At 71.6% G+C, this 12,147-nt stretch carries 11 protein-coding genes; 7 read left to right on the top strand and 4 right to left on the bottom strand.

Going from position 1 to position 12,147, the window contains the following annotated elements; all coding sequences use genetic code 11:
• Positions 1 to 47: 47 nt before the first annotated feature.
• The 3 genes from ACKI2N_RS33070 to ACKI2N_RS33060 form a co-directional block, all read right to left on the bottom strand.
• Entirely contained in the window at positions 48 to 2,132 is a 2,085-nt protein-coding gene (locus tag ACKI2N_RS33070; RefSeq protein WP_420996606.1) for a pyridoxamine 5'-phosphate oxidase family protein, read from the bottom strand.
• Positions 2,133 to 2,156: 24 nt separating this feature from the next.
• Positions 2,157 to 2,774, bottom strand: a complete 618-nt coding sequence (locus ACKI2N_RS33065) for a glutathione S-transferase family protein (protein ID WP_420996605.1) — start codon at positions 2,772 to 2,774, stop codon at positions 2,157 to 2,159.
• Positions 2,775 to 2,864: 90 nt separating this feature from the next.
• On the bottom strand, positions 2,865 to 3,512 hold the full coding sequence (locus ACKI2N_RS33060) for a cysteine hydrolase (RefSeq protein ID WP_420996604.1): 648 nt from the start codon (positions 3,510 to 3,512) through the stop codon (positions 2,865 to 2,867).
• Between the two features lie 260 nt (positions 3,513 to 3,772).
• Here ACKI2N_RS33060 and ACKI2N_RS33055 point away from each other — a divergent pair, with 260 nt between their 5' ends.
• Together ACKI2N_RS33055 and ACKI2N_RS33050 are read left to right on the top strand one after the other, a co-directional pair.
• Positions 3,773 to 4,636, top strand: a complete 864-nt coding sequence (locus ACKI2N_RS33055) for an AraC family transcriptional regulator (RefSeq protein ID WP_420996602.1) — start codon at positions 3,773 to 3,775, stop codon at positions 4,634 to 4,636.
• A 104-nt stretch (positions 4,637 to 4,740) separates the two neighbouring features.
• Positions 4,741 to 5,841 carry a Glu/Leu/Phe/Val dehydrogenase dimerization domain-containing protein gene (locus ACKI2N_RS33050; protein WP_420996601.1) on the top strand — a complete coding sequence of 367 codons (1,101 nt, stop codon included), beginning with the start codon at positions 4,741 to 4,743 and terminating at the stop codon, positions 5,839 to 5,841.
• Between the two features lie 33 nt (positions 5,842 to 5,874).
• On the opposite strand, the gene ACKI2N_RS33045 is transcribed toward ACKI2N_RS33050, so the two are convergent.
• Positions 5,875 to 6,354 (bottom strand): DUF1348 family protein, encoded by a 480-nt coding sequence (locus ACKI2N_RS33045; protein WP_420996600.1) that lies wholly within the window; start codon positions 6,352 to 6,354, stop codon positions 5,875 to 5,877.
• A gap of 306 nt (positions 6,355 to 6,660) precedes the next feature.
• On the opposite strand from ACKI2N_RS33045, the gene ACKI2N_RS33040 reads away from it, so the two are divergent.
• Genes ACKI2N_RS33040 through ACKI2N_RS33020 form a run of 5 tightly spaced genes read left to right on the top strand, consistent with a single transcriptional unit; the run spans position 6,661 to position 11,979 of the window.
• Positions 6,661 to 8,613, top strand: coding sequence for an AMP-binding protein (locus tag ACKI2N_RS33040; RefSeq protein ID WP_420996599.1), 1,953 nt, complete (start codon positions 6,661 to 6,663; stop codon positions 8,611 to 8,613).
• Positions 8,614 to 8,650: 37 nt separating this feature from the next.
• The gene (locus ACKI2N_RS33035) at positions 8,651 to 9,433 is read left to right on the top strand and encodes an SDR family oxidoreductase (RefSeq protein ID WP_420996598.1); all 783 of its coding nucleotides are present in this window, start codon (positions 8,651 to 8,653) and stop codon (positions 9,431 to 9,433) included.
• Positions 9,434 to 9,469: 36 nt separating this feature from the next.
• Entirely contained in the window at positions 9,470 to 10,318 is an 849-nt protein-coding gene (locus ACKI2N_RS33030; RefSeq protein ID WP_420996597.1) for an enoyl-CoA hydratase/isomerase family protein, read from the top strand.
• 18 nt (positions 10,319 to 10,336) lie between these two features.
• Positions 10,337 to 11,182 (top strand): IclR family transcriptional regulator, encoded by an 846-nt coding sequence (locus tag ACKI2N_RS33025; protein WP_420996596.1) that lies wholly within the window; start codon positions 10,337 to 10,339, stop codon positions 11,180 to 11,182.
• Positions 11,179 to 11,979 carry an IclR family transcriptional regulator gene (locus ACKI2N_RS33020; protein ID WP_420996595.1) on the top strand — a complete coding sequence of 267 codons (801 nt, stop codon included), beginning with the start codon at positions 11,179 to 11,181 and terminating at the stop codon, positions 11,977 to 11,979. The genes ACKI2N_RS33025 and ACKI2N_RS33020 overlap by 4 nt, the downstream gene beginning before the upstream one ends.
• Positions 11,980 to 12,147 lie beyond the last annotated feature (168 nt).

Below are 12,147 nucleotides of genomic sequence, written 5' to 3'. Positions count from 1 at the left end.
CTGCACCTGCGCCGCGGGCGCTTTCCGGGAGATTTTCCCGGAGATTCTCAGAGATCGAGCAGGAGCCGCGCGCCGCCGCCGGTCTCGGCGCTCGCCGGCACCGCGCAGCAGATCAGCGCTTCGTCGTCGGCCACCTTGAACTCGGGCGCGCCGAGGTAGGCCACCGCGCCTTCGACCACCCTGGCGCGGCACGTGCCGCAACTCCCGCCGCGGCAGCCGAACTCCGGCGCCAGCCCGCGCGCTTCCGCGAGGTCGAGCAGCGAGCCGCTGTCCGGCGTCCAGCGCGCTTCCTTCCCCGAGCGCACGAAGGCCACCGGCACGGGAGACTGCGCCGCGCTGCGCACGGGACCCGCGTCCTGCTGCGCGGCGTCGCGCGTGCGCGCGATGCCGGCGGGACCGAAAGCCTCGGCATGAATGCGCGCATCCGCGACGTTCAGGCCGCGCAGGCCGTCATAGGTCGCCTGCATGAAGGCGGGTGGCCCGCACAGGTAGAAGTCGTAGTCGTCGAAGGGCAGCGTCCGGCGCAGCAGGGCCATGTCGATGCGGCCGGCGGCGTCGTAGTCGAGGCCTTCGCGCGCGCCTTGCGTATCGGCCAGCACGCTCACCACGCGCACCTTGCCGTCGGCGCTGTCGGCCACGCGGGCGATCTCCTTCGCGAAGGCGCGCTCGGCCAGCGAGCGCGCCGCATGGAAGATCCAGGTCGGGCGCACGCCGCGCTTGCGCAGCCCTTCGTAGACGATATGGCGCAGCATGGCCAGCAGCGGCGTCACGCCGACGCCGGCGGCCAGCAGCACCGCGGGCCGGCGTTCGGCCGCGTCGACGACGAACTGTCCGGCGGGCGCGCGCGCCTCGATCAGGCTGCCGACCTGCAGGCTGCGGTGCAGGTGCCCGGAAACCAGCCCTTCGCGTTTCACGCTGATGCGGTACAGGCCATCGGACGGCGCCACCGAGATCGTGTAGGTGCGGATCACCGGCCGGGTGCAGCACGGCGGCGTCACGCGGATGGGCAGGTGCTGCCCCGCCTGGTGCGGCACCAGCCCGGCATCGTCGGCGGGCTGCAGGTGGAACGAGCGGATCAGCGTGCTTTCCTCCACGATCTTCGTCACGCGGAACGGCCGCCACGCATCGGCGAGCGCGGCGGCCTTCAGGCGCTCGGCCGCCTCTTCCCAGCTGCCGGTCATGAGCGAGTTGGGCGACCAGCCGTTGGGCAGGAAGTGCCAGCGGATCGGCAGCGCCCCGGGCCGGAACAGCATGCGCTGCGGGGTGAAGTGCCACAGCCGCTCCGCGCCCTGGAACGCGGCGATCTCGGGCGAAGTGAAATCCACCGCGGCGGTGCCCGCCATCTGCAGCATGTCGCCGGTCTCGAAGTCGACGAAGGTGAGCCCGGCCCGCGCGTTGAGCAGGAAGTTGCCGAGCGTGGCGAAGAACAGGTTGCCGGCGAAATCCGGGATCGTGAGCACGCCGTCCTCGCTCAGCCGCACGAAGCCGGCCCGGCCGCCGCGGTTCGATACGTCGACCTGCCGCGGACCGCCGGCCAGGTCCGCATAGGAGGCGACGAACAGCATGTCCGCGCCGCCGATCAGCGCGCGCTCGCGCGCCGACAGCGCGGCCAGCGGCTGCGCGCCGTCCGGCGCCGGCGTGGACGGATCGCGCACGAACTCCACCTCGCGCATCTGCAGGTACTGCGGGCAGTTGCCGAAGCTCTGCGTCACCGCCACCTCGAACGCGGTGGCCGAACGGTTGGCCACCACGCCGTTGAGCCGGTTGCGCCGGCGCGTCTGGAATTCCACGCCGAGCAGGCCGATGCCGCCACCGTCGGCCAGGCCGGCGGCGGCGGGATCGCGCGGATCGGGCGCGATCCCGATGCGCAGCAGCCGGCTGTCCGGCGACGCCACGAAGCCCGGCTTGCCGGCCAGCAGCGTGGCCCACGGATCGCCGTCGGCATCCACCGTGCCCACCACGAGGAACGGCAGGCCGGAGAAGAAGAGCTGGTGCTGCTCCGGCATGAAGTCGCGGATGACGCGGCGGCCGACGTCGCGCATCCGCTCGGCGACGCCCAGGCTCTCCTGGATGCGGAGTTCGCCGGCGTGCCACGGCGAATCCCCGGGCTTGTGCGTGGGAGTCGTGTCCATGTTCGCCCTGTGCTGTGCTGCCGGCTATTGCGGGGCGTCGAGCCCGACCGGTGTCCTGGCGAAGGGCAGGAAGCCCGGCAGCGCCTCGATCCGCCGCAGCCAGGCGTTCACGTTGCGGTAGCCGGACAGATCCACGTTGCCTTCCGGCGCGCGCGCGATGTATCCGTACAGCGCGACATCGGCGAGGGTGGGCCGGGGCTGCGCGAGATAGTCCTTGCCCTCGAGTTCCGCGTCGATGAGCTTGAGCACCGCGTGGGCGCGCGCGATGACTTCCTCGGCGTTCAGGCGCGCGCCGAACACGGTGATCAGGCGCGCCGCCGCGGGGCCGTAGGCGATCTCGCCGGCGGCGACCGAGAGCCAGCGCTGTACCGCGGCCGCCGGCAGCGGCGCCTCGGGCAGCCAGTCGGGCTTGTCCAGCTTCTTGGCCAGGTAGACCAGGATCGCGTTGGAGTCCGTGACGACGTCGCTGCCGTCGACCAGCGTGGGCACCTGGCCGAAGCGGTTCAGCTTGAGGTATTCGGGCGACTTGTGCGCCCCGGCGGCGAGGTCGACTTCGATGGGCTCGTAGTCGACGCCCAGCAGCGACAGGAACAGGCGCACGCGGTGCGAGTGGCCGGAGAGGGGGTGATAGTAGAGTTTCATGGCGTGCTTCCGCGAAGAGGAGGTTGAGGGGCCGGCCGAGCCGGCCGCCGGGAGGCGCTGCGGTACGGCGTCAGTGGCGATGCGGCGGCCTCACGCCATGGCGGCGACCGCTTCGTCGGTCGACAGCGTGGCATGGGCCAGGAACTGGAAGTTGACCATCGCCGCGCGGTAGCCGTCGCCCCACACCGGATGGCGCGGGCCGGCGGTGGCGTCCTTGACCACGGCCACCTCGAAGCCCTGCTCGATCAGCTCGCGCAGATGCGACTCCACGCACATGTTCGCCAGCATTCCGCCCAGCACGATCTTGTCGATCTTGCGCTTGCGCAGCTGGAGGATCAGGTCGTTGGTCTGCGGGCCGAACACCTTGTGCGGCGCGACGACGACGGTGCGGCCGTCGTCGATATAGGGCTTGAAGCGGTCCAGCCAGTCCGCGCCTGAGTTCTCGAAGCCGGCCAGGCTCAGCATGCCGCTGCGGGCGAACGTGCCGGTGCGGAATTCGTCCGCCTCGAGCGGGCCGTTGGCTTTCCAGCCCTTGTCGGTCGGGTAGAAATAGTGCGGCGAGATGAAGACCTCGAAGCCGCCGGCCTTGGCGGCCTTGAACAGGCGCTCCATGTTCTCGACGGTGCGGTTCTCGGTGACGCTCGCGCCCACCGCGCCCCAGTTGGCGCCGCTTTCGCTGAGCACGTCGTTCTGCGGGTCGATCAATACCACGGCGCTGTCGCTTTTCCGGATTTCCATCGCATGCTCCATTCGAATCATCGTGCCCGCGCGGCGCGGGGAACGTTCGGCTCCGTTGGGGGGCCGTGCGGCTTCGGTGGGAAGCGCATCGCATGGTCAAGACTAGGCCAGCGCCGCGGCGCCGGTCTTGCAAGTTCGCACGGGTCGCGATCCTAATGCACGAGGCCATCCCGGCGCGCGCCCCCGCCGTGCCCGCCAGCGCGCGGCGCGTTTCCTTGCGATAATCCGGCACTCCGCACAGCGGCCGGATCCACCTGCACATGACGCATATTGCCCAGCCGGAAACCCGGCGCGCCGACCTCGCCCGCTACGGCGTGCTGCATGCGCCGCGGCGCGTCGAAGTGCTGCATGCGCGCTTCCAGCAACACCGGTTCGGCGAGCATGCCCACGACGGCTGGGCGCTCGGCGCGGTGCTCTCGGGCGCCAAGGACATCGCGCCCCGGGCGGGGCAGCCGAACCGCCTCGCGCGCGGCGACGTCTATGCGCTCGCGCCGCATCAGGCCCACGCCGGCAAGACCGTGGGCGAGGCCGGCTGCGAATACGCGATGATCTACGTGCCGGACGCCGAATGGCGCCTGCAGTGCGCGGCGCGCGGCATGCCGGCGGGCTGGCTTTCGTCCGCGGCGGCCGCGCATGCGCCGCTCTCGGATCATGTGCGGGCCTTCGTCGCGCTGGCGTTGCAGCATCCGCAGCGGCTGGCAACGTGGCCTGGCGAATGGCAACTGTTCTGGGACGGCGTGTGGGCACGATGGGGCGCGGCGCAACAGGCGCCCGGCGCGCCGCCTGCGGCGCCCGACTGGCGCGTCGAGCGCGCGCGCGAGTACCTGCGGGCGCACTACGCCGACGAGGTGACGCTCGACACGCTGGCGCAGGCCGCCTCGCTCTCGGTGTTCGCGCTGTGCCGGAAGTTCGCCGCCGCCTACGGGCTGTCCCCGCACCGCTACCAGCTGGTGCTGCGCGTCCATGAGGCGAAAGCGCGGCTGCTGCGCGGCGGCGCCATCGGCGACGTGGCGGCCGACACCGGCTTCGCCGACCAGAGCCACCTCGGGCGCCACTTCAAGTCCCTGCTGGGCATCACGCCGGGCGCGGTCGCGCGGCAGGCCGCGCGGGCAAGAACGTTCTAGATTCGTCCCGCCGCCGCGCCATAGACTCGGCTATCGCCGCGGCCCTTGCCTTGCGCGCCCCGCTCCGCGTCCGCGAGACGGGCAACCTTTCCCGAGGACAGTACATGCACGCCATCCAGATCCCGACCGACCACGAACACGTCCAGGTCAAGCCCGGGCGCCGCACCGGGCTGCCGGTCATGATCGGCATCCATTCCACCACGCTGGGCCCGGCCATCGGCGGCCTGCGCATCAAGCACTACGACACGCCGTCCGAGGGCCTGGCGGACTGCCTGCGCCTGTCGCACGCGATGACCTACAAGGCCGCGGCGATCGACAACGGCACCGGCGGCGGCAAGTCGGTGGTGCCGCTGCCGGCCGGCGCCAGCGTCACGCGCGCGCTGAAGGAAGCCATCCTGCTGGACGTCGCCGAGCAGATCCATGACCTGCAGGGCGCGTACATGGCCGGCCCCGACGTGGGCACCGGCCCCGAGGACATGGACTTCATCTTCCGGCGCACGCCGTGGGCCGGCGGGCGCAGCAAGGCCGCGGGCGGCGCGGGCGGCACCACGGAGGGCACCTTCGCCGGGCTGGAAAGCGCGATCGAAGCGGCCGCCGAGGTCGCGCTCGGCGCCAGCTCGGTGAGCGGGCTGCGCATCGCCATCGTCGGCCTGGGCGGCATCGGCACGCTGCTCGCGCGCGCGCTCAAGGCCAAGGGTGCCAGCCTGCTGCTCGCCGACATCGACCCGGCCCGCGAAGCGCTTGCGCGCGAGCTCGGCGCCACGTGGTGCGCGCCGCACGACGCGATGCTGGCCGAATGCGACGTCCTCGCGCCCTGCGCGCTCGGCGGCGTGGTGACGCCGGAAGTGGCGGGCCAGCTGCGCTGCCGCGTCATCTGCGGCGCGGCGAACAACATCCTGTCGCACGACGCGGTGGCGGCGCAGCTGCGCGCGCGCGGCATCGACTACGTGCCCGATTTCATCGCCAATGCGGGCGGGCTGAAGTATGCGTCCGCGGTCGAAGTCCACCGCCAGGCGCCGGCCGAGGCCATGCGCGGCACGTGCCGCGGCATCGCCGAGAACGTGCGCACCGTGCTGCGCGGATGCTGGGACGGCGCCGGCACTTCGGTGGAGCTGGCGCTCGCGCTCGGCCAGCGCAGGCTCGATGCGGCGCTGGCCCGGCCCGCGCGTCCCGGCCCGGCGCAGATGCAGGCCGCGCGCGGCTGACGGCGCCGCCGCCGGCCGCTCCCCGAACGGCCGCTACAGCCCGAGATCGCTCAGCGACGGATGATCGTCGGGCCGCCGGCCCAGCGGCCAGTGGAATTTGCGTTCGGACTCCCGGATCGGCATGTCGTTCACGCAGGCGTAGCGGTGATGCATCAGGCCGTCCGGCCCGAACTCCCAGTTCTCGTTGCCGTAGGAGCGGAACCAGTTGCCGGAATCGTCATGCCACTCGTACGCATAGCGCACCGCGATGCGGTCGCCGGTGAATGCCCATAGCTCCTTGACCAGCCGGTAGTCGAGCTCCTTCTTCCACTTGCGCTCCAGAAAGGCGCGGGCCTCGTCGCGGTTATCGGCGAACTCGGCCCGGTTGCGCCACTTGGTGTCGAGCGAGTAGGCGAGGGCGACCTTCGCGGCATCGCGTGTGTTCCATCCGTCCTCCGCCAGCCGCACTTTCTCGATGGCCGATTCGCGGGTAAACGGCGGGAGCGGCGGGCGGACGTCTTGGTTGTCGGACATGATCGGGTCTCCAGTCTTTACGCAATCCAGGGTGCCTGGCGCGGCTACGCCGATGCATGGCGCGCGCCCGGCCGGAGACATACTCTGCGCCCGCCCGCGACGCCGGTCTAGCCATTTCGCACGGTGAATTTCACATTGCCACGGGGTGGGGGGAGGTGCGCGCGCCCGTGCTACGCTGTCGCCGTCTCGCCATAAAAATCAAAGTACGGAACAAGGGCGAATGCGCGCTTGACGATGCTCGCCGGCCCTACGTTAAATGGGTGCCAGAACGAATACTCGGCAAGAGAGCAAACCGGAGACAAGTCCATGAACCACCCGAATTGTCCCGCCTGGGTACCCGGCGAGAGCGATATCGCGTCGTCGTGCTTCCAGTCGCTGGCAACGCAACTGGGTCTCGCCCGCCTGGAGGAACTGTACCCGTTCTCGGTCCGGCACCCCGACCGCTACTGGCGCGCCGTCAACGATTTCTGCGGCATCAGGTGGGACCGGCCCTACCTCCGGTATCTCGACGAGTCCGCGGGCGCGGCGTTCCCGCGCTGGTTCGCGGGCGGCCGGCTCAACTGGACGCGCACCATCCTGGCCTGGGCGGAGCAGCCGGAACATGCCGGCCGCATTGCCATCGCGGCGGAGAACGAACGCGGCGATGTGGCACGCCTGACTTATGCGGAACTGCGCGGGCGCGTGGCACGCTTTGCCGGCGGACTGGCGGGCCTGGGCATCGGCCGCGGCGACCGCGTCGGGCTGCTGATGGGCAATGGCATCGAGGCCGCCGTCTCGCTGCTGGCGGTGGCGTATGTCGGGGCCATCGTGGTGCCGTTGTTCAGCGGTTTCGGCGCGGATGCCATCGCGGCGCGGCTGGCGGCCTGCTCGGCCGGCACGCTGATCGCGTCCACCGGCTTCGAGCGCCGCGGCCGGCGGATCGACCTGCATGCGATGGCGGCGGGCTTGCGCGAGCGCCTGCCGGGGCTGGCGCGGATCATCTGGCACCAGACCGGAACCCGGCTGCCGGACCTCGGCGCGGATCTCGACTGGCAGGACGTCTGTGCCGGCGCCGGGCCGCTGGACGCGCCGCTGTCGATGGACCCCAACGACCCGTTCATGGTGATCTACACCTCCGGCACCACCGGCAAGCCGAAGGGCGCGGTGCACGTGCACGGCGGATTTCCTCTCAAGATCGCCCACGATGCCGCCGTGCATTTCGACATCAAGGCCGGCGACGTGGTCTGCTGGCCGGCCGACATGGGCTGGATCGCGGGCGCGCTGGTGACGGCCAGCGCGCTGATGCGCGGCGCGACGCTGGTGTGCTATGACGGCGCGCCGGACTTCCCGGACTGGTCGCGCATGTCGCGGCTGGTGGAGCGGCACGGCGTGACGCATTTCGGCTCGGCGCCCACGCTGATCCGCGGCATGGCCGCCAACGCCGCGGTGGCGACGCGGGGCGACGTCGGCACGCTGCGCCTGCTCATCACGGCGGGCGAGGGTATCGACCCCGAGCATTTCAACTGGTTCCAGGCCAGCTTCGGCCGCGGTGCCTGCCCGGTCATCAACTACACCGGCGGCACCGAGGTGTCCGGCGCGCTGCTGTCGAACGTGGTGGTCAGGCCGATCGTGCCGTCGGGCTTCAACATGGCGTCGCCGGGCGTGGCGGTGGAGGTGGCCGATGCCGCCGGCGCCACGCTCGAAGGCAGCGTGGGAGAACTGGTGGTGCGGCGGCCGTTCGTCGGCATGACGCATTCGTTCTGGCAGGACGACCAGCGCTACCTCGATACCTACTGGCAGGCCATTCCCGGCACCTGGGTGCACGGCGACCTGGCCATGCGCGACGCCGATGGCGTGTTCTACCTGCTGGGCCGCTCCGACGACACCATCAAGGTGGCCGGCAAGCGGCTGGGCCCCGCCGAAGTGGAGGAGGTGCTGCTGGAACTGCCCGGCGTGGCGGAGGTGGCAGCGATCGGCGTGGACGACGCGGTCAAGGGGCAGCGCCTGGTGGTGTTCGCGGTGCCGGCGGCGGGCCACGCCGGCGACCTCGACGCGCTCGGCCGGGTGCTGGCCGACCACGTGGACCAGCGGCTCGGCAAGCCGTTCCGCCCCGGCGGCGTGCACTTCGTCGCGCAACTGCCCAAGACGCGCAGCGGCAAGATCATGCGGCGGCTGATCCGCAGCGCCTATGCCGGCCAGCCCGCGGGCGACCTGACCGCGCTCGACGATCCGGCGGCGCTCGATGCCATCCGGCGCTGCGTGGGCGCCGCCGCCGCATAGGCCGCGGCCCGCAAGGACGAAAGGAAAAGGAGACGACATGGACCTGCACCTCAAGGGCAGGACGGTGCTGATCACCGGCGCGTCGCAGGGCATCGGCGCCGGGCTCGCCACCGCGTTCGCGCGCGAAGGCGCCGACCTGCTGCTGGTGGCGCGCTCGGCCGCGGCGCTCGAGGCGATCGCCGCGGATGCGTCGCGGCGCTTCGGCGTCTCGGCAAGCGTCCTGGCGCTGGACCTGACCGAACCCGGAAGCCTGGCCCGCGTGGTGGCCTTCGGCGGCGACGCGGACATCCTGGTCAACAACGCGGGCGACATCCCGGGCGGCAACCTGTGGGACGTCGACGCGCCGCGCTGGCGCCGTGGCTGGGAGCTGAAGGTGTTCGGCTACATCGACCTCACGCGGGAAATCTACCGCCGCATGCAGGCGCGCGGCGCGGGCGTGATCCTCAACAACATCGGCAGCGGCGGGGAGAACTTCGACTTCGACTACGTGGCCGGCTCCACCGGCAACGCCGCGCTGATGGCGTTCACCAAGTCCCTCGGCGGGCGCAGCCTGGATCACGGCATCCGCGTGGCCGGCGTCAATCCCGGCCCGGTCATGACCGCGCGCATCGTCAAGCTGATGCGCGGCCGCGCGCAGGCCACCCTCGGCGACGCCGAGCGCTACGGCGAGATGCTGGCGCGCTTTCCGCGCGGGCGCGCGGCGCACGTGGAGGAGATCGCCGACCTGTTCGTGTTTCTCGCCTCGGACAGGTCGGCCTATACCTCGGGCGTGATCGTTACCGTCGACGGTGGCCTGACCGCGCGCCGCTCGATCACCTGACCCGTCGGCCGCCCGCCCGGCAAGGAGCAACCCGAAGTGACCACAGCAGCCACCACAGCAGCCCCGACAGACCAGCGCTATGCGCGCTACCGGCGCCTCGCCTTCGACCGCCCCGCCGCGGGCGTGCTGCGCGTGACCATCGACCGGCCCGGGCGGCTCAACGCGCTCGACGCGCTCGGCCACCAGGAACTGACCGAGGTCTGGCGCGACATCGACGGTGACCCCGCCGTGCGCGCCGTCATCCTGTGCGGTGCCGGCGATGCCTTTTCCGCCGGCGGCGATTTCGACATGGTGCAGGAGATGATCGATTCCTTCGAGGCCCGCTGCCGGGTATGGAAAGAGGCCAAGGACCTGGTCTACAACATCGTCAATTGCGCCAAGCCGATCGTGTCCGCGATCCAGGGCCCGGCGGTCGGTGCCGGGCTGGTGGCGGCGCTGCTGGCGGATATCTCCATTGCCAGCAAGAGCGCGAAGATCGTCGACGGACATACCCGCCTGGGCGTAGCCGCGGGCGACCATGCGGCCATCGTGTGGCCGCTGTTGTGCGGCATGGCCAAGGCAAAGTACCACCTGCTGCTGTGCGAGCCGGTCAGCGGCGAGCGCGCCGAGCAGATCGGGCTGGTGTCGCTGGCGGTGGATGCGGCCGAGCTGGAGCGCACCGCGCTGCGTACCGCGGTGCGGCTGGCCGACGGCGCGCCGACCGCGATCCAGTGGACCAAGTACGCGCTCAACAACTGGCTGCGGCAGGCGGGGCCGGTCTTCGATGCCTCGCTGGCGCTGGAGATGTTCGGCTTCGGCGGGCCGGAGGTGCGCGAGGGGCTGGCCTCGTACCGGCAGAAGCGCCCGCCGGTGTTTACGGACCCGCCGGGCGCCGGCGAGCGCTGAAGCGCATCCCCGCACACCATGGCCCGCCTGCCGGACCTGCCGGACCTGCCGGACCTGCCGCCCGCGGCGCAGGCCGCCCCGGCGCCGCGCGTGGCGCCGTTCGCGCGCGGGCTGGCCTTGCTCGGCGCGTTCACGGCGCAGGAGCGATGGCTGAGCACGCGCGAAATCGCCGCGCGCACGGACATTCCCGCGCCCACGGTGTCGCGCCTGCTGCGCTCGCTGGTGGCCCTGGGCTACCTGCATCGCGACGCCGCGCTGCGCAAGTACGCGCTGGCCGCCGCGGTGCTGTCGCTGGGGTACGCCGCCATCGCCCACTCGGAGCTGCGGCTGGTGGCGCGCCGGCTGATGCAGGAGATGGGCGACAGCACCCAGACCCATCTCGCGCTGGGCACGCGCGACCGTCTCGACATCGTGGTGCTGGAGCATTGCAAGGGGCAGGGCGCCATGATCCCGCGCGACTACCAGGTCGGCGAGCGGCTCGGCATCTGCGGCTCGCCGCTCGGCTGGGCGCTGCTTGGGGCGCTGCCCGATTCGGAGCGCTTCTACCTGCTGGAGAATCTCGAGCGGCGCTTCCCGCGCGAGTGGAGCCGCTCGCGCCGGCGCATCGGCGAGGCCATGTCGCAGGTGATGGGCGGCGGCTTCTGCGCTTGCCCCGGCGAAGGCAGATCGGACATGGTCACCGTGGCCGCGCCGCTGATGCTGACCGATGGCGCGCCGCTCGTGCTCGGCTGCCTCGGCCGCGGCGAGCGCATGACCCGCGCGCGCGTGGACCGCGACATCGGCCCGCGCCTGCTGGCCATTGCGCTGCGCTTGCAGCAGGCGTACGCGAGCGGCCACCCGGCATCCGCGGAGGCCGCCACATGACCGGCGCCGCCGACGACGCCATGGCGGAGCAGGCCGTCACGCTGACGCTGCAGCGCGGGCTCGAAGTGCTGCGCGCATTCCGCGCGGACCGCGCGCCGTTGTCCAATATCGAGCTGGTGCGCCGCACCGGCTATTCCAAGGCGGTGGTGTCACGCCTGACTTCCACGCTGCTGCAGCTCGGCTTCCTGCGCCGCGCCGCGGGCGGCCAGCTGTTCGAACTGGGCAGCGGCGCGCTCGGCATCGGCCACGCGTTCCTGGAGGGCAGCCCCGTGCGCCGCCTCGCCAGGCCGCTGATGCAGCGGCTCGCCGACGAGCTCGACGTCTCGGTGGCGCTGGGCGTGGGCGATCATCTCGACATGCTCTACGTGGCTTACTGCACCGGCGAACGCATCGCCACGCTGCGGCTCGGCGAAGGATCGGTGCTGCCGATGAGCTTCACTTCCATCGGCCGTGCATGGCTGCACGCGCTGCCCCCCGCCGAGCGGGACACCCACGTGGGGATGCTGCTGGCGGCGGCCGGCACCCAGGCCGGCATCCTGCGCGAGAGCATCGCCAGCGCGTTCGAGGACATCGACGCATCCGGCGCCTGCGTGTGCATCGGCGAGTTCCAGCGCGACGCTTACGGCATCTCCACGCCGCTGCATGCCGGACGGCACCGCTTGCCGATGGCGCTGAGCTGCGGCGCCGTGGGTTTGCGGCCTAGCCTCGCCGCGGTGCGCAAGCGCGTGGTGCCGAGGTTGCGCCAGGCCGCGCGCGAACTGGAGGCCTTGCTGGCGGGCCTCGACGACTGCCATTGAGGCTGCCGGGCGGCAATCCGCCGGACTTCGCTCAAGGTACGGAACCGCCGCAGCCCCTTCGTTGACTTGCCGCGGCGCGTGCACCAACCTCGATGCAGGCGCCGCGGCATCCTGCCGGAATCGGAAGCCTTCGCGTCGTTACAGAGAAACGATCGGGCATACCCGACA

It is taken from the genome of Cupriavidus sp. 30B13, from assembly GCF_049059565.2.
In the GTDB taxonomy this organism is placed as follows: domain Bacteria; phylum Pseudomonadota; class Gammaproteobacteria; order Burkholderiales; family Burkholderiaceae; genus Cupriavidus.
This window is presented reverse-complemented; position numbering and strand designations above follow the sequence as displayed.

Excerpts from the sequence above, each read along its gene's own strand:
- ACKI2N_RS33070 (WP_420996606.1), bottom strand. The coding sequence starts at position 2,132 with ATGGACACGACTCCCACGCACAAGCCCGGGGATTCGCCGTGGCACGCC.
- ACKI2N_RS33065 (WP_420996605.1), bottom strand. The coding sequence starts at position 2,774 with ATGAAACTCTACTATCACCCCCTCTCCGGCCACTCGCACCGCGTGCGC.
- ACKI2N_RS33060 (WP_420996604.1), bottom strand. The coding sequence starts at position 3,512 with ATGGAAATCCGGAAAAGCGACAGCGCCGTGGTATTGATCGACCCGCAG.
- ACKI2N_RS33055 (WP_420996602.1), top strand. The coding sequence starts at position 3,773 with ATGACGCATATTGCCCAGCCGGAAACCCGGCGCGCCGACCTCGCCCGC.
- ACKI2N_RS33050 (WP_420996601.1), top strand. The coding sequence starts at position 4,741 with ATGCACGCCATCCAGATCCCGACCGACCACGAACACGTCCAGGTCAAG.
- ACKI2N_RS33045 (WP_420996600.1), bottom strand. The coding sequence starts at position 6,354 with ATGTCCGACAACCAAGACGTCCGCCCGCCGCTCCCGCCGTTTACCCGC.
- ACKI2N_RS33040 (WP_420996599.1), top strand. The coding sequence starts at position 6,661 with ATGAACCACCCGAATTGTCCCGCCTGGGTACCCGGCGAGAGCGATATC.
- ACKI2N_RS33035 (WP_420996598.1), top strand. The coding sequence starts at position 8,651 with ATGGACCTGCACCTCAAGGGCAGGACGGTGCTGATCACCGGCGCGTCG.
- ACKI2N_RS33025 (WP_420996596.1), top strand. The coding sequence starts at position 10,337 with ATGGCCCGCCTGCCGGACCTGCCGGACCTGCCGGACCTGCCGCCCGCG.
- ACKI2N_RS33020 (WP_420996595.1), top strand. The coding sequence starts at position 11,179 with ATGACCGGCGCCGCCGACGACGCCATGGCGGAGCAGGCCGTCACGCTG.